Raw genomic sequence first — 14,986 nt, 5'->3', positions numbered from 1 at the left:
GATGTTCAGGTGATGCCGGCCTGCGAATGGAGGCCTCCTGCGCTTCCGGTGCTCACGTACTTAAGTACGCTCCGCTCCGGTTCTCGGAAGCCACCACTTTCGGCTCGGCCTGACCTGAATCTCAACACACCTAGAGCGTTTCACCGTTTCACGGAAACGGCGAACCGCTCTATCCCCTTGTTTTTACGCAATTCCGAACGGAAAACCGCTCACACTTTTCCTGGAATTGCTCTAGGCGGAGCGGCTTGCGATCTCACAATTCCTTCGTCCAGCGCTCGCTGAGCGTCGCGCCGGTCCCGGCGTCGATTGCGGCCAGGCTGACCTCGTAGCCCCAAAGGTTGCGGATATGGCGCAGGGTTGCGTCGCGGCTCTGGCCCTCGAGCATGATGCCGTCCTTGACCTTGTGCTGCAGCCGCAGATGCCGGTCGCCCAGCAGGTCGACGTCGACCACCTGGATGTCGGGGCGGCTGGCACCGATATCGTAGCTTTGCGCCAGCGCCGACCGTATCCTGGCATAGCCGCGCTCATTGTGGATCGAGGCCACCTCGTAATGCGGCTCGTCAGCGCCGTCGGCCAGCACGAAGAGCCGCCATTTGCGGATCAGCGCCGGGCTCAGATACTGGCGGATGAAGGATTCGTCGCGGTGGTTGGCCCAGGCGTCGAGCAGGGTGTCGCGCCAGTCGCCGCGGCCGGCGATGTCCGGGAACCAGTCGCGGTCCTCGGCGGTGGGCACGGTCGAGATACGCTGGATATCCTGCATCATGTCGAGGCCGAGCGCATAGGGATTGATGCCGGAGTAGCGCGGATCGTCATAGGTCGGCTGGAAGACCACGTTCGAGTGGTTGCGCAGGATCTCGAGCATGGCGCCTTCGCTGATGCGGCCACGATCGAACAGCGTGTTCATGATCGTGTAGTGCACGAAGGTGGCGCAGCCTTCGTTCATCACCTGGGTTTGCCGCTGCGGGTAGAAATATTGCGCGATGACGCGCACGATCCTGACGATCTCGCGCTGCCACGGCTCGAGGACGAGGCTGTTCTTCTCCAGGAAATAGAGCAGGTTCTCCTCCGGCAGCTTGAGCGATTTCTTCCGCTCGGCAAGGATTTCATCCCCCACTTCCGGCTTGGTCTTTCCCTGCGACGGCGGCAGCGTTCGCCACAAATCGCTGAAGGAGCGCTCCTCGTATTCGAGGCGCTCGCGCAGCCCCTCGCGCTGCTGCTCGGACGACAGTTTCGGCGGCCGATGGTAGCGGAACACGCCCTGCTCCATCAGCGCGTGGGCCGAGTCCAGGATTGCTTCCACGGCCGCCAGGCCATGCCGTTCCTCGCATCGGGCGATATAGCCCTTGGCAAAATCCAGATAGCTCAGAATGCCGCCCGCATCGGTCCATTGCCGAAAGAGATGATTGTTCTTGAAGAAATGGTTGTGCCCGAGCGCGGCATGCGCTGTCACCAGGGCCTGCAGGGCCATGGTGTTCTCTTCCATGAGATAGACGATGCAGGGATTGGAGTTGATGACCAACTCATAGGCCAGGCCGCGCGCGCCCTTGCGGTAGAGAAACTCGTCGTAGAGGAAACGCTTTCCGAACGACCAATGCCGGTACATCAGCGGCATGCCGACCGAGGAATAGGCATCGAGCATCTGCTCGGAAGAGATCACCTCCATCTGCACAGGATAGATGTCGAGGCCCAGCTCTTCGGTGCCGAGCGCCTCGATCTCGTCATAGACGCGGGACAGCTTTGCAAAATTCCAGTCCGAGCCGGAAAACAGCAATTCGGATTTGCGCGCCTGGCTGACCATTGCAGAAGCCCTCAAGCGCTCTTGCGCAGGGCGGGCTGCCTGGCGAAGAGCTCGCGGAAGACCGGGTAAATATCGGCCGGCGCAGCAATGCGCCTCATCTGGAAGTTCGGCCATTTGCCGTCGACGGCGTTGTAGGCGCGCCAGAGCGACGTGCCGTTCTCGGTCGAGCCGAAGATATGGCTTTCCCGCTCGTCGATGATCTCCACATAGGCGAAATACTGGCAAAGCCGCATGAGCTTGCGGTCGAGCAGTTCTATGCAGCGCTCGGAGTCGGTGGCGAAGTTGTCACCGTCGGAGGCCTGGGCGGCATAGATGTTCCATTCGGCGACCGGATAGCGTTCTTTGATGATGCGATGCATTTCCTCGAGCGCGGTGGAGACGACCGTGCCACCGCTTTCGGTGTGGTAGAAGAACGTCTGCTCGTCCACCTCCTTGGCTTGGTGGGTGTGGCGGATGAAGACGACCTCGATGCGTTCATAGCGGCGCGTCAGGAACAGATGCAGCAGAACGAAGAAGCGTTTGGCCAGATCCTTCTCGCGCTCTCCCATCGAACCCGAGACGTCCATCAGGCAGAACATGACCGCGTTCGCATTGGGCACCGGCTGTGGATCGAAGCGGTTGAAACGGATGTCGACCGGATCGACATAGGCAATCCGCCTGCGCCGGCGCTCAAGCCGCTCGAGCTCTTCGCGCAGCGCCGTGATGCGTTCGCGCACGGCGGCGCTTGCCGGCTTCGCTTCCAACTCGGCGATCTGCCGGGCGATTTCGTCCACCTCCGCCTGCTTGGGGCGTCTCAGCGCGATACGCCGGCCGTGGCTGTTGCGCATCGTGCGTCCGACATTGATGTTGGTCGGCGCGCCGCTTGCGGCGAAGCCTGCCCGCCTCGGCTTGAAGCTCAGTATCTGCTTGAGGTTGAGCTTGACCAGATCCGGTAATTCGAGGTCCTCGAAGAAAAGGTCGAGCACCTCCTCGCGCGACAGCACGAAGCGGAAGTCGTCTTCGGATTCCGTGGTCCCCGGAGCCGATCCGTAGCCTCCGCCGCCGCCAGGCTTGTCGATGAGATCGCCGGGGCTGAACGTCTTGTTGCCCGGCAGGATGTGCTGGCGCCGGCCACTTTGCCTGTCGTCGCCGAAGCTCGGTTCGTCGGTGCCCTTGCGCGGCATCGGCACGGCGTGTTCGCGGTCGAGCTCGGCAATGCCGCCGGTGCGGACCTTGTCGCGGATGCTGCGCTTGAGATCCTCGCGGGCACGCCTGAGGAAGCGCTGGCGATTGCCAAGGCTCTTGTCTTTCGGGTTTAGACGGCGGTCGATGAAGATCGGCATGGCACCGTTCGGGCGTTCGTCAACCCGCCTTGTTCACGCGCATGTACCAGTCGACCAATCGGCGCACCTGCCGTTGGGTATAGCCGCGCTCCACCATGCGCTGCACGAATTCATTGTGCCGCTTCTCCGTGACGCTGTCCTGCTTGGAGCCGAAGCTGATCACCGGCAACAGGTCCTCGACCTGGCCGAACATGCGCTTCTCGATAACCTCGCGAAGCTTTTCATAACTCGTCCAGGAAGGATTGCGGCCATGGTTGCGCGCCCGGGCGCGCAAGGTGAACTTGACCACTTCGTTGCGGAAGTCCTTGGGGTTGGCGATGCCGGCCGGCTTTTCGACCTGCGACAATTCCTTCTCCAGAACCTCGCGGTTGAGTATCTGGCCGGTGTCAGGGTCCTTGTAGTCCTGATCCTCGATCCAGGCATCGGCATAGGCGATGTAGCGGTCGAAGAGGTTCTGGCCGTACTCGCTGTAGGATTCCAGATAGGCCTTCTGGATCTCGTGGCCGATGAACTCGGCATAGCGGCTAGCGAGTTCCGACTTGATGAACTCAAGATAGGCGGCCTCCGTTTCTTTCGGGAATTGCTCGCGCTTGATCGCCTCTTCGAGGATGTACATCAGGTGGACCGGATCGGCGGCCACCTCCTTGGTGTCGTAGTTGAAGGTCTGCGACAGGATCTTGAAGGCGAAACGCGTGCTGACCCCGGTCATGCCCTCGTCGACGCCGGCGGCATCGCGATATTCCTGGACGGACTTCGCCTTCGGGTCGATCTCTTTGAGGTTCTCGCCGTCATAGGCGCGCATCTTGGTGTAGAGCGGCGAGTTCTCGTGCTCGGCAAGGCGGGTCGACACGGTGAAGCGGCTGAGAATGTCCAGCACTTCGGGCGCGCAGGGGCTCTTTGCCAGCTCGCTTTCGCGCAACAGCTTCTCGTAGATTTGCCGCTCCTCGGTGATGCGCAGGCAATAGGGAACCTTGACCACCAGGATGCGGTCGAGGAAGGCCTCATTGTTCTTGTTGTTCTTGAACTGCTGCCATTCCGATTCGTTGGAATGGGCGACGACGATGCCCTGATAGGGGAAGGCGCCGAAATTCTCGGTGCCGTTATAGCTGCCTTCCTGGGTTGCCGTCAGCAATGGGTGCAGGACCTTGATCGGCGCCTTGAACATCTCGACGAATTCGAGCAGGCCTTGCGTCGTCCGGTTGAGGCCGCCGCTGTAGGAATAGGCGTCCGGGTCGGACTGGCTGAAATGCTCCAACTGCCTGATGTCGACCTTGCCGACCAGGGCCGAGACGTCCTGATTGTTCTCGTCGCCCGGCTCGGTCTTGGCGATGGCGATCTGGCGCAGCCGTGACGGCATCAGCTTGACGACGCTGAATTTCGAGATGTCGCCCGACAGCTCATCCAGGCGCTTGGCCGCCCAGGGCGAGATCAGTCCGTTCAGGCGACGGCGGGCGATGCCGTATTTATCCTCCAGCAGATCGCCCATGCGGTCGGGATGGAAAAGGCCGAGCGGCGATTCGAAGATCGGGCTGATCTGGTTGCCGACCTTGAGCGTGTAGATGGGCCGCTCCTCCATCAGCTTCTTCAGCCGTTCGGCGAGCGAGGATTTGCCGCCGCCGACCGGGCCGAGAAGATAGAGGATCTGCTTGCGTTCCTCGAGGCCTTGCGAGGCGTAGCGGAAATATCCGGCGATGCGCTCGATCGTATCCTCCATTCCGTAGAAGTCGGAAAAGGAAGGATAAATCTTGATGGTGCGGTTGGAGAAAATGCGGCCGAGCCGCTCGTCCTTGCTGGTATCGACCAGATTCGGCTCGCCGATCGCATCTACCATGCGTTCGGGCGCCGAGGCGTACATGGATTTGTCCTCGCGGCAGGCCAGCAGGTATTGCTGGAGGCTGATCTCTTCCTGGGCCGCGTTGGAATAGATCTCCGAAAACAGATCGAAGACGTCGGATTGGTTCTCGCGCATGATGCTTTGCCTCGGAGCCGATAGGCTGCCAATCGGCTCATCGCTTCATCAACCGCCGGAAAGCATTGTGGTTCCCTTCACGTGAAGGGGAAGCGCACAATGCACTCCGGTATTGGCCTTCGGGACACCCCGATTCGGCCGCAAATGCTCGCCTATGAACATACGTGGTGATTGCCAGCGGACGGTCAAGGAGCGGATTTGGTTTCGCACCGAAAGTTGTCATTTTTGGTTCGTAAACGAGGCGCGTAGCGAGCATCCGTGCCCGCGGCTGCCCAACCGGGCCGGAGATGGCGATGATCGATCGACGCAGTTTCATCGTGGCAGCCCTGGCGGCGCTGTCGCCGGCGGGTGCGTCAGCCGCGGGGCGTCCGGGCCAGCCGGACCCGCAAACCCTCGATTACGGCCCGGCCAAGCTCGACATCTACGCGCCGGCCGGCGCAAAGAACCTGCCGGTGGTGTTCTTCGTCCATGGCGGCGCCTGGCGGTTCGGCAAGCGCAGTCAGGTCGGCTCAAAGCCGGACTTCCTGCTCGCTAATGGTTTCGTGTTCGTCTCGATCGATTACCGAATGCTGCCGGAAGCGGATGTCGCCACCCAGGCCGGCGATGTCGAAAAGGCCTACGCCTATGTGCGCGCCAACATCGCCCGGCATGGCGGCGATCCGGACCGCATCGTCGGCATGGGCCATTCGGCCGACTGCCATCTTGTTGCGCTGACCGGCATGCGCGGAGGGTTGCCGGCCGTCGCCGCGCTGATCCTGGACGACACCAGGGCCTATGATCTTGCCGCGCTTTCGAGACATGGCGGCATGGTGCGCGCCTATGCGCGTGTCTTCTCCGACCCGAAACAATGGGCGGCGCTGTCGCCGTCGAGCTATGTCGACGGCAAAAAACATCCGCCGACCTTCATCGCCTATTCGCGCGCGCCCGGGCGAGGCGAAGAGTCAAAGGCTTTCGCGGAACGCCTGAGCGCCACCGGCACCAAGGTCACGCTGTTCGACGGAAGCGCCTATACGCATATGTCGATCAATAGCGATTTCGGGCAGGATGGCGATGCCCTGACCGCGGCGGCGCTGGCGTTCCTGAAGGCAACGGTGGCCTGACTACCAGCGCGTCTTCTCGCCGGGTGCCGCCGGCTCGATCGCCAGCGCGTGCACGCCTGCCTTCAATTCGTCGGCAAGCAGTTCGTTGACGGCGCGGTGGCGGTCAATGCGGCTCATGCCGGCAAAACGCGGCGAGACAATGCGGACGCGGAAATGCGTCTCGCCGGTGCCGTCGAATGTCGCATGATGGCCGGACTCGACATGGTGATGGCCGGCGTGAAGGTGGCTTTCATTGATGACGGCGAGCCGCTCGGGCGAAAATGCCGCTTTCAGCTTTTCTTCCATCTTTGCCTGTATGGACATCCGGGCTTCCCTTCACCACATGACGGCATGGCCGCAACTTTTATGCGGCACAGCCGCAAAAACACTGACGGCATGGCCGCAGTCTTATGTTTTGACCGCTTTAAGCCGCGATTCAGCGGTTAGGGCGATCATCGGCGAAATGTCAATTCTTGTTTCGCATATGCGAACAGCCCATAAATGGGTGAAATGAAAGCGTATCCCAAATATTTCGAAAAGATCCGGATCCGGCCGGAGAAGGACGCCGAGCTGAAGTCGCGCGCGCCGGTCTGCCAGTGGGACGGCTGCAACGAGGCCGGCACGCACCGGGCGCCGGTCGGACGGCTCAAGGAGGGCGAGTATTTCCGCTTCTGCTTCGACCACGTGCGCGAATACAACAAGGGCTTCAACTACTTCTCCGGCGTGTCGGACAGCGAGATCGCCCGCTTCCAGAAAGAGGCGCTGACCGGCCACAGGCCGACCTGGCGCATGGGCGCCAATGGCGGCGGGACGCGCTCGGCGCCGGATTTCGCGCAGCAGCGCTCGGGGCGCGCCGGCTACTACAACCGCATGCGCGACCCGTTCAACCTGTTCGGCTCAGGCGCGCGCGAGCCGCGCGAACGCAAGGCAAAGCCGCTTGAGGCCAAGGCGCTGGAAACGCTTGGCCTTGATACAAAGGCGACTGGTCAGGACATCAAGGCGCGTTATAAGGAATTGGTTAAGCGCCACCATCCGGATGCGAATGGCGGCGACCGAGGTTCGGAAGACCGGTTCCGCGATGTGCTGCAGGCCTATCGCGTGCTCAAGCAGGCAGGATTGTGCTGAGCGGCCCTACGGTCCGTGTCGTTTTCCAACTTTCATAAGGTTGGAAAAGGCTCTAAGACCGCCCCCGGACAAAATCGATTGCCGGCGAAACGCGGCGTTTCGCCCGTGGAGACGTTGATAGAGATGAACAAGGTCGATCGCGACATCGCCAACCTGCCCGATACGACGGTGTCGGTGAAGGAGAAATTCGGTTTCGACTCCAAGATGGTCGTTCCCGCCTATTCGGCGGCGACCGAGCATGTCCCGGACATCGACCCGGATTATCTGTTCGACAAAGCGACGACGTTGGCGATCCTCGCCGGCTTTGCCTACAACCGCCGCGTGATGGTGTCGGGTTATCACGGCACCGGCAAGTCGACGCATATCGAGCAGGTGGCGGCGCGGCTCAACTGGCCCTGCGTGCGCGTCAACCTCGACAGCCATGTCAGCCGTATCGACCTCGTCGGCAAGGACGCCATCGTCGTCAAGGAAGGCCTGCAGGTCACCGAGTTCCGAGACGGCATCCTGCCCTGGGCCTATCAGCACAATGTGGCGCTGTGCTTCGACGAGTATGACGCCGGCCGGCCGGACGTGATGTTCGTCATCCAGCGCGTGCTGGAATCTTCGGGGCGGCTGACGCTGCTCGACCAGAGCCGTGTCATCCGCCCGCATCCGGCCTTCCGGCTGTTCGCCACCGCCAACACGGTCGGCCTTGGCGACACCACCGGCCTCTATCACGGCACGCAGCAGATCAACCAGGCGCAGATGGACCGCTGGTCGATCGTCACCACGCTCAATTACCTGCCGCACGACAATGAGGTGAACATCGTGCTGGCCAAGGCCAAGCACTATCGCGACAACAAGGGCAGGGACGTCGTCAACAAGATGGTGCGCGTCGCCGACATGACGCGCTCGGCCTTCATCAACGGCGACCTGTCGACCGTGATGAGCCCGCGTACGGTCATCACCTGGGCTGAAAACGCCGAGATCTTCGGCGACATCGGCATGGCGTTCCGGCTGACCTTCCTGAACAAATGCGACGAGCTGGAGCGTTCGGTGGTGGCCGAGTTCTACCAGCGCGCCTTCGGCGAGGATCTGCCGGAAAGCGCCGCCAACGTGGTGCTGGGCTAGGCGCGCCGCTGAAAGGCCTTCGGCCTTTCAGCATGAAAACGCGCAGGGAATGATCAATGGCGGGTCCGGGCGACAACACGCGCAACAAGCCGAAGAACGGGTCTGAAGCGGACAGCTTCAAGCGCGCCGTCACCGTGTGCATGCGCGCAGTCGCCGGCGACAAGGACCTCGAGGTCGGCTTCGCCAAGGACCGGCCGGCACTGGCGGGAAATCGCGCCCGGCTGCCCGAGCTGCCGAAGAAGGCTTCCCGCAACGACATCGCGATCACCCGCGGCATCGGCGATTCCATGGCGCTGAAGCGCGCCTGCCACGACCAGCGCATCCACAACAAGCTGGCGCCGGAAGGCAAGCTCGCGCGGTCCATCTTCGACGCCGTCGAGCAGGCGCGCGTCGAGGCGATCGGCAGCCGCGCCATGCAGGGCGTGGCCGACAATATCGGCTCGATGCTCGAGGACAAATACGCCAAGGCCAATCTCGTCGACGTCAGGGACAAGGCCGACGCGCCGCTGGAGGAAGCGATCGCGCTGATCGTGCGCGAAAAACTCACCGGCCGGTCCGTGCCGAAGAGCGCCGAGCGGCTGGTCGATCTCTGGCGCCCCTGGGTCGAGGAGAAAGCGAGCGGCGACCTCGACGGCCTGTCGGCCAAGCTGGAGGACCAGCAGGCCTTTGCCCGCGTCGTGCGCGACATGCTCGTTTCCATGGAGATGGCCGAGGAACTCGGCGACGACCAGGAAACCGACGACACCGAGGAAAACGAAGAGAACGAGCAGCAGGGCGAGGAACAGAGCGAGGAAGGCGGCGAGGAGGATTCAGGCTCCGAGCAGTCGCAGTCGGAAGACGCCGAAGCCTCCGCCGACGAGGAAGAGTCGGCCGAGACGGAAGCGACGGACGCCACCTCCGACGACCTCTCCGACGAGGACGATTCCGACGCCGAAACGCCGGGCGAGGCCAAGCGCAACGACAACCCTTTCCTCAACCTGCCGAAGGAAATCGACTACAAGGTCTTCACCACTGCCTTCGACGAGACGGTGGGGGCCGAGGACCTTTGCGAGGAAGAGGAGCTCGACCGGCTGCGCGCCTTCCTCGACAAGCAGCTCGCCAACCTGTCCGGCGTCGTCGGGCGGCTCGCCAACCGGCTGCAGCGTCGGCTGATGGCGCAGCAGAACCGCTCCTGGGATTTCGACCTGGAGGAAGGCTATCTCGACCCGGCGCGTCTGGTGCGCGTCGTCATCGATCCGATGCAGCCGCTGTCCTTCAAGCAGGAGCGCGACACCAAGTTCCGCGACACGGTGGTGTCGCTGGTGCTCGACAATTCGGGCTCCATGCGCGGCCGGCCGATCACGGTCGCTGCCACCTGCGCCGACATCCTGGCGCGCACGCTGGAGCGCTGCGGCGTTTCGGTGGAGATCCTCGGCTTCACCACCCGCGCCTGGAAAGGCGGGCAGGCGCGCGAGAAATGGCTGAAGGACGGCAAGCCGCCGAATCCCGGCCGGCTCAACGACCTGCGCCATATTATCTACAAGTCCGCCGACCATCCGTGGCGGCGCGCGCGGCGCAATCTCGGGCTGATGATGCGCGAGGGCCTGCTCAAGGAAAACATCGACGGCGAGGCGCTGCTTTGGGCGCATAACCGGCTGATCGGCCGGCCCGAGCAGCGCAAGATCCTGATGATGATCTCGGACGGCGCGCCGGTCGACGATTCGACGCTCTCGGTCAATCCGGGCAACTATCTGGAGCGGCACCTGCGGGCGGTTATCGAGCTGATTGAGACGCGCTCGCCGGTCGAGCTTTTGGCCATCGGCATCGGCCACGACGTCACGCGCTACTATCGCCGCGCGGTCACCATCGTCGACGCCGAGGAACTGGCCGGCGCCATGACCGAGCAGCTCGCCTCGTTGTTCGGCGAGGAAAGCGCGCGCGACACCCGCCGCGGCGGTTTGCGGCGCGCCGGATGATCTTTTCGGGGCGGCGTGCGCGGCGGACGCTATTCGCCTGCGTGCTGACCTGCGCTTCGCCGGCCATCGCCGCCCAGAAAGCTCCCGTCGAAACGGTCGAGATTTCGGCGCGGCCGATCACACAGTTCCATGTCGGCCATGATGAGACGCGGTTCGGGCCGTTCGAATTCGTCGGCGGGCTGGAGATGACCTCGCCGGCGCGCGATTTCGGCGCGCTGTCGGCGCTTCGCTTTCTCAAGCCGGGCAGCGACTTCATCGGGGTCGCCGATACCGGCTTCTGGTTCTTCGGCACGATCACGCATGACGCTGGCAAGCGCCCCTCGGGCGTCAAGAATTTTCGCATGCAGCAGATGGTTGACGCCGCGGGCCGGCCGATCGACCGGAAATGGGGGGTCGACGCGGAGGGGCTCGCGGTCAAGGACGGCATCGCCACCGTCGGCTTCGAGCGCGCCCGGCGCGTGGCCCAGTTCAAGATCGATCCCGACAATATGAAAGCGCCGGTCCGGCAGCTCGACTATCTGGTTCCCGCCAGGGAGCTGCGCCAGAACCGCGGCTTCGAGACCGTCGCCTACGCCAACCCTTACGGGCAGCACGCGGGTGGGCTGGTCGTGGTCTCGGAAAGGAGCCTCGACAAGGCGGGCAACGTCTACGCCGCCATTATCGAAGGGCCGCACAAAGGCGTCTTTACCATCAAGCGAAACGGCGATTTCGACATCACCGACGGTGCCTTCCTGCCGGACGGCGACCTGCTGCTCCTGGAGCGCAGCTTCTCGATCGCGCGCGGGGTGAAGATGCGGCTGCGGCGCATCTATGGCGAGAGCGTCGAGAAGGGCGTGGTCGCCGACGGGCCGGTGCTGATGGAAGCCGACATGGGCTACCAGATCGACAATATGGAAGGGCTCGACGTCTGGACCCGCGACGACGGCGCGCTGATGGTGTCGCTGGTATCCGACGACAACCATTCGATCCTGCAGCGCAACCTCTACCTGGAATTCATCCTGCACCAGGACTGAGCCGGCATGGAGCCCGGCTTTGCGGGCGGCGAGAGGTTACCGGCCGACGTGGCGGACTTCGTTCATCACGAAATTGGCCGCGCGCTTGCTTCGGTTGCGGATCTTGAGCGACGCGGTGTTGTCGACGAAATAGGTGTGCAGGATGCTGTCGCGGGTGCGCACCTCCGGCCCGACAGTATCGACCGCGTGCCAGGTGTCGGTGCCGACTGCAAAGGCGTAGCCCGTGTTCGGCGAAAACGACATCCGGTGCGAATTCTCGAAACCGCCCCCGCCCGGCTTGCGCTGGGCAAAGCGCGTGCCGACGTGGTTGATGCTTTCATCCTCCGGCAAATAGAACTGTACCGTGATGCCCTTCCATTTCGTGTCGGTGTGGAAACCGATCTTGTAGCCCGCCACGTCGCGCGTCAGCATCGGCACCGGATACATGTCGACCTTCATGAAGTCCGAGCCGAACCGGCGCTCCAGGCCCGGGGCAAGGCGGCGCATGAATGCGTCTTTCAGTTCCGGCGCATGCAATGCCTTGCCGACCAGGGCCCAGACGGCTCGTTTCTCAGCCGGCAGATGGCGGATATATTCGGGATAGAGATCGATCTTGATCCGTGTTGCGGTGCCGTCGGCCTTGATATTCACCTTGTTGCGCCCCTTGAGCGCGCGATATTCGCGCGCCTCGGGCATGGCCGCGCGCATGCGCAGATAAAGGTCCGCCGGGAAGACATCGGTCATTTCCAGGTGCCAGAACGGCATCTCCACAAATCTGGCGCGGTTCACGGCCTCCACCATGTGGGAGACGACATGCTGCAGCGTTTGTGTGGCTGATGCTGGGGCCGCCGCGCTGTCTATGACCGACATGGATAACCCTTCCCAATCCAAAGAGCCCGAATCCAAAAATTTCTTGAATAGATATATCGCTGACCGCGCCGAATGCTAACCAAAGCACAGGCTGGATTGCAATGATACACGGACCGGCTTCGATCGCGGTTTTCCAGATCACGAGGTGGTGTTGCATCGGCGCAGAACGAGCGCGTTGCAAGGCGCGCGGTCAACGATGCTGATTTGGCCGCAAGCCGATATTCAACGAACCTTGTAGATCTCGATCGGCTTTCCCGCGGTCGAGGCGTCCAGCTCGAGCCAATCCGGTACGTCGCCCCGCAGCAGTGCCGCGGCAAGGCCGTCTGGCGCGTCCAGGCCCAGCGATATCTCTTCCGTGTTGCCGCGACAGATCGCGATCAACCCCACTTGCTCGCGCTGGATGACGGCGCGGGCTGCCTCCGGCGTTCCCATGAAAGCGTCGAGCATGGCGAGGTTGCCACCGACATTGCGGTGGTAGGGGCCGGCCAGCGCCCGGTGTCCGGTGAACATCAATATCCCCGAGCCGAGATTGGACGAGGCAAGGACCGTCGTGGCCGGCAAGGCGGCCAGGTCGAGGAAGTCGGCCGGCTTGCCGCAGGTCACGGCATGGTCGGGATCGGAATTCACCCGCTGCGGCGCCTTCTGGACCACGGACTGCGCCGCCACAGCGACTCCGGCCCAGGTTGCATTGAGCGAGACCAGCCATGCCATGACGATGCCGGTGGAAAGGCGCCATGAGGGCGCGGCGCTCGCCTTGAGGCGGATTTTCGCGATCCAGGCCGAGAGCGGCAGCACGGCGAAGGCGACGGAGAAGGTCGACCCGCGAACCTGCCAGAGGCTGATGCCGAAGGCGACGACGAGCAGGATGGCGGCGAGCGTCTCCTCGCGGCGCAGGCGACGGCTTCGCAACTGAAAGCCGATCAGCAGCATGGCGATGAAGGGCGTCACATAGCGCGCCGCCATCAGCTTCGGCTGGTGGATGGCGACGCTCCAGAGGGGCTGCGCTTCGACCACGTCGGCCAGCCAATAGGTGCGGATGCGTTCGTCCATGCCCGCGTAGGGCGATGCAAGGCATTGCGGGAAGAACACGATCGCCACGGCCGCGACCACCGCCGCTAGCGCCAGCATCGAGACAAGCTTGGCCCGCGCCGTCGACGCGCTCAACGCGCTGGCGATTGCGAGGCCGAATCCGGAAAGTGCCGCAACCACGAACTGGAAGGACGAGAAGGCATCGCATTGGGCGACGCCCCACTCGGACGGCCGGATGGTCGTCACGAACACCAGGAAGGCGACGCCGGCAAATCCAAGGCCGAAGCCGCGCGCCGGGAGGCGCTCCTTGTCGTCGAGGATGAACAGGACCGCGGCGCAGATGCCGAGCGTCGCCACATAGGGAGCGGTCTCCATGCCGACAGCCAGCGTCAGGCCGGCGCAAATGCCCGAAAGAAGGGCAGCAGGGCGCCAGGAGGGCGCTTCCATCAGAAGCCAGAGGCTGGCTGCCGTCAGCAGCAGCTGGACATTGTGGTGATCGATCACGCCCGGGCTGTAGATCACCAGATAGAAAAGCGCCGCCGTAGACAGGATGAGCGAGGGCATCGCGACGTCGGCGCCGGCGAAGCGCCGCGAGGCGCGCATGAGCACGAATATGGTCAGTCCATAGAGCGCGGTCGGCCAGATGATCTGCGCTGCCCGTTCGGCGGCGGCGGTGCCTACACCCAGCGCATCGAAGGCCATGATAAGCAATGCGAGCGGCGCATCCACCAGCCGCGACCAGTGCATGACGAAGCCGCCCGCCGTGCCCATCCTGTATTGATGGAGATCGAACCAGCCCTGGCCGGCGAGCAGGTCGCGGACCTCGACCAGCCGCAGCATGCTGTCATTGTCCGCGCCATAATTGGCAAGGGCGGGGAAGCCGGACACCGCGTCGATCGCCAGCACCACCAGCGTGGCGCACAACGCAAGCAGGAGATCGTTTTTCCAACCGGTGCCTTGCACGGTCATGCTGGTCGCAATGCCCTGGAGAGTTTTCGCGATCCTGCATCATCGGCCGTAACAAAGCGTAAAGCCGCCGTGGCAATCCTGTGGCTCAAGGCCCCTTGGGTGCAATCCAGATCACGTGGCGGGCGCCGCGCTTACCGTGGGCGCGCGTGGCGACCTCCTCGACCGCGAAGCCTGCCTGCTTCAGCCGCCGGGTGAAACCACTGTCCGGTCCTTGCGACCAGACCGCCAGCACGCCGCCTGGTTTTAGCGCGGCGCGCGCGGCGGCCAGCCCGGCCGCGTCATAGAGCGAGTCATTGCCCTTGTAGACGATGCCCTCGGGACCATTGTCGACGTCGAGCAGGATGGCGTCCCAAGCGGCTTTCCGCGCCCTTATCAGCTGACCGACATCAGCCTCGCGAATGCTGACGCGAGGATCGTCGAGGCAGCCATCGAAGATTTTCGCCATCGGGCCACGCGCCCAGCCAACGACCGCGGGGACAAGCTCGGCAACGGTGACGGCGGCGTCCTCACCGAGGGCGCCGAGGGCGGCGCGCAAGGTGAAACCCATGCCCAGCCCGCCGATGAGGATCCCCGGCTGCCTGCGGCCAGCGATCCGTTCGCAGGAAAGCCTGGCGAGCGCCTCCTCCGAGCCGCTGAGGCGGCTGTTCATCAGCTCGTTGGTGCCGAGCATGATCGAAAATTCAGTGCCGCGCTGCTTCAGGCGAAGTTCCTGGCCGCCATCGGGCGTGCGGGCCGAGTCGAGTTGAACCCAGGGGATCACGGCCTGAT

Annotated in this window: 12 protein-coding genes; 5 read left to right on the top strand and 7 right to left on the bottom strand. The window is 63.4% G+C overall.

The genetic code is table 11. The features are described 5' to 3' along the window. Positions 1-253: 253 nt before the first annotated feature. Genes DPM35_RS23005 through DPM35_RS22995 form a run of 3 tightly spaced genes read right to left on the bottom strand, consistent with a single transcriptional unit; the run spans position 254 to position 5,089 of the window. On the bottom strand, positions 254-1,798 hold the full coding sequence (locus tag DPM35_RS23005) for a SpoVR family protein (RefSeq protein WP_112129526.1): 1,545 nt from the start codon (positions 1,796-1,798) through the stop codon (positions 254-256). Positions 1,799-1,809: 11 nt separating this feature from the next. Further along, on the bottom strand, positions 1,810-3,120 hold the full coding sequence (locus tag DPM35_RS23000; RefSeq protein WP_112129525.1) for a YeaH/YhbH family protein: 1,311 nt from the start codon (positions 3,118-3,120) through the stop codon (positions 1,810-1,812). A 19-nt stretch (positions 3,121-3,139) separates the two neighbouring features. Continuing rightward, the gene (locus tag DPM35_RS22995) at positions 3,140-5,089 is read right to left on the bottom strand and encodes a PrkA family serine protein kinase (protein ID WP_112129524.1); all 1,950 of its coding nucleotides are present in this window, start codon (positions 5,087-5,089) and stop codon (positions 3,140-3,142) included. 293 nt (positions 5,090-5,382) lie between these two features. Between DPM35_RS22995 and DPM35_RS22990 the strand changes: the two genes are divergently transcribed. Then, positions 5,383-6,189 carry an alpha/beta hydrolase gene (locus DPM35_RS22990; protein ID WP_112129754.1) on the top strand — a complete coding sequence of 269 codons (807 nt, stop codon included), beginning with the start codon at positions 5,383-5,385 and terminating at the stop codon, positions 6,187-6,189. Here DPM35_RS22990 and DPM35_RS22985 read toward each other — a convergent pair whose 3' ends face one another. Continuing rightward, on the bottom strand, positions 6,190-6,492 hold the full coding sequence (locus tag DPM35_RS22985) for a BolA family protein (RefSeq protein ID WP_112129523.1): 303 nt from the start codon (positions 6,490-6,492) through the stop codon (positions 6,190-6,192). 177 nt (positions 6,493-6,669) lie between these two features. Between DPM35_RS22985 and DPM35_RS22980 the strand changes: the two genes are divergently transcribed. The 4 genes from DPM35_RS22980 to DPM35_RS22965 all read left to right on the top strand — a co-directional run bounded on the left by DPM35_RS22980 (position 6,670) and on the right by DPM35_RS22965 (position 11,371). Further along, the gene (locus DPM35_RS22980) at positions 6,670-7,293 is read left to right on the top strand and encodes a J domain-containing protein (protein WP_042643766.1); all 624 of its coding nucleotides are present in this window, start codon (positions 6,670-6,672) and stop codon (positions 7,291-7,293) included. A gap of 123 nt (positions 7,294-7,416) precedes the next feature. Beyond that, positions 7,417-8,403, top strand: a complete 987-nt coding sequence (gene cobS / locus DPM35_RS22975; RefSeq protein ID WP_112129753.1) for a cobaltochelatase subunit CobS — start codon at positions 7,417-7,419, stop codon at positions 8,401-8,403. Positions 8,404-8,459: 56 nt separating this feature from the next. Further along, positions 8,460-10,358 carry a cobaltochelatase subunit CobT gene (cobT, locus tag DPM35_RS22970; protein WP_112129522.1) on the top strand — a complete coding sequence of 633 codons (1,899 nt, stop codon included), beginning with the start codon at positions 8,460-8,462 and terminating at the stop codon, positions 10,356-10,358. Continuing rightward, positions 10,355-11,371: an esterase-like activity of phytase family protein gene (locus DPM35_RS22965; protein ID WP_112129521.1), complete on the top strand. Its 1,017-nt coding sequence runs from the start codon at positions 10,355-10,357 to the stop codon at positions 11,369-11,371. The genes cobT and DPM35_RS22965 overlap by 4 nt, the downstream gene beginning before the upstream one ends. 36 nt (positions 11,372-11,407) lie before the next feature. Here DPM35_RS22965 and DPM35_RS22960 read toward each other — a convergent pair whose 3' ends face one another. The 3 genes from DPM35_RS22960 to DPM35_RS22950 all read right to left on the bottom strand — a co-directional run bounded on the left by DPM35_RS22960 (position 11,408) and on the right by DPM35_RS22950 (position 14,978). Then, positions 11,408-12,220 (bottom strand): hypothetical protein, encoded by an 813-nt coding sequence (locus DPM35_RS22960; protein WP_112129520.1) that lies wholly within the window; start codon positions 12,218-12,220, stop codon positions 11,408-11,410. A 222-nt stretch (positions 12,221-12,442) separates the two neighbouring features. Next, positions 12,443-14,218 carry a GtrA family protein gene (locus tag DPM35_RS22955; RefSeq protein WP_112129519.1) on the bottom strand — a complete coding sequence of 592 codons (1,776 nt, stop codon included), beginning with the start codon at positions 14,216-14,218 and terminating at the stop codon, positions 12,443-12,445. Between the two features lie 85 nt (positions 14,219-14,303). Then, a complete protein-coding gene (locus tag DPM35_RS22950; protein WP_112129518.1) occupies positions 14,304-14,978 on the bottom strand; it encodes a spermidine synthase family protein in 675 nt (224 codons plus the stop codon). Positions 14,979-14,986: the final 8 nt, after the last annotated feature.

This window comes from Mesorhizobium atlanticum (genome assembly GCF_003289965.1).
In the GTDB taxonomy this organism is placed as follows: domain Bacteria; phylum Pseudomonadota; class Alphaproteobacteria; order Rhizobiales; family Rhizobiaceae; genus Mesorhizobium; species Mesorhizobium atlanticum.
The sequence above is the reverse complement of the archived record's forward strand: the minus strand, read 5'-3'. Positions and strand labels throughout refer to the sequence as shown.

Excerpts from the sequence above, each read along its gene's own strand:
- DPM35_RS23005 (WP_112129526.1), bottom strand. The coding sequence starts at position 1,798 with ATGGTCAGCCAGGCGCGCAAATCCGAATTGCTGTTTTCCGGCTCGGAC.
- DPM35_RS23000 (WP_112129525.1), bottom strand. The coding sequence starts at position 3,120 with ATGCCGATCTTCATCGACCGCCGTCTAAACCCGAAAGACAAGAGCCTT.
- DPM35_RS22995 (WP_112129524.1), bottom strand. The coding sequence starts at position 5,089 with ATGCGCGAGAACCAATCCGACGTCTTCGATCTGTTTTCGGAGATCTAT.
- DPM35_RS22990 (WP_112129754.1), top strand. The coding sequence starts at position 5,383 with ATGATCGATCGACGCAGTTTCATCGTGGCAGCCCTGGCGGCGCTGTCG.
- DPM35_RS22985 (WP_112129523.1), bottom strand. The coding sequence starts at position 6,492 with ATGTCCATACAGGCAAAGATGGAAGAAAAGCTGAAAGCGGCATTTTCG.
- DPM35_RS22980 (WP_042643766.1), top strand. The coding sequence starts at position 6,670 with ATGGGTGAAATGAAAGCGTATCCCAAATATTTCGAAAAGATCCGGATC.
- cobS (WP_112129753.1), top strand. The coding sequence starts at position 7,417 with ATGAACAAGGTCGATCGCGACATCGCCAACCTGCCCGATACGACGGTG.
- cobT (WP_112129522.1), top strand. The coding sequence starts at position 8,460 with ATGGCGGGTCCGGGCGACAACACGCGCAACAAGCCGAAGAACGGGTCT.
- DPM35_RS22965 (WP_112129521.1), top strand. The coding sequence starts at position 10,355 with ATGATCTTTTCGGGGCGGCGTGCGCGGCGGACGCTATTCGCCTGCGTG.
- DPM35_RS22960 (WP_112129520.1), bottom strand. The coding sequence starts at position 12,220 with ATGTCGGTCATAGACAGCGCGGCGGCCCCAGCATCAGCCACACAAACG.
- DPM35_RS22955 (WP_112129519.1), bottom strand. The coding sequence starts at position 14,218 with ATGACCGTGCAAGGCACCGGTTGGAAAAACGATCTCCTGCTTGCGTTG.